We start from the raw sequence: 740 nt of genomic DNA, 5'->3' as shown, positions 1-740 counted from the left end.
TTTGACTGGAGGTCAACCATGAACATCAAGAGCCTTCTCATCGGCTCCGCTGCGGCTCTCGCAGCAGTATCCGGCGCACAGGCCGCTGACGCTATCGTCGCTGCTGAGCCTGAGCCCATGGAATACGTTCGCGTTTGCGACGCATTCGGCACCGGCTTCTTCTACATCCCCGGCACCGAAACCTGCCTGAAGTTCCAGGGCTACATTCGTTTCCAGACCGACTTCGGTCGTGACAAGTCCGGCACCTCTGACTGGGATTCGTTCACGCGCGCTCAGTTCGAAGTTGACACCCGCACCGACACCGAACTCGGCGCTCTGCGCGGCTTCATCGGCCTGCGTGGCGATGCCGACCAGGACTCCAGCCGTGGCGTCAACGTTGACCAGGCTTTCATCGAACTCGGCGGCCTGAAGGTCGGTAAGTTCTACAACTGGTGGGATGACGATCTCTCGGGCGAAACCGACACGCTCTCTACGAACACCAACTTCAACTCCATTCGTTACACCTACGACGCAGGTTCCTTCTGGGCTGGCGTTTCGGTTGACGAACTCGAAGGCCTTGGCTCGAAGTTCGTAACGATCAACGCTGCTGGTACGGCCGCTCGCGCTCTGGAAGCTGACAACAACGTCGGTATCTCCGCTGGTATCGGTGCGAAGCTCGGCGCTGCATCGCTGCAGTTCATCGGTGGCTACGACGTAGACCAGGAAGAAGGCGCTCTCCGCCTCATCGCTACGGCTGACAT

General features: G+C 59.5%; 1 protein-coding gene. It reads left to right on the top strand.

Features of this window, described 5'->3' with window-relative positions:
* Window positions 1-18 precede the first annotated feature (18 nt).
* The coding region (locus PL599_RS22710; RefSeq protein ID WP_271359896.1) for a porin at window positions 19-740 on the top strand (722 nt) is incomplete at its 3' end.

The sequence above is a fragment of the Agrobacterium sp. ST15.16.055 genome, assembly GCF_027956555.1.
In the GTDB taxonomy this organism is placed as follows: Bacteria; Pseudomonadota; Alphaproteobacteria; order Rhizobiales; family Rhizobiaceae; genus Agrobacterium; species Agrobacterium salinitolerans.
This window is presented reverse-complemented; position numbering and strand designations above follow the sequence as displayed.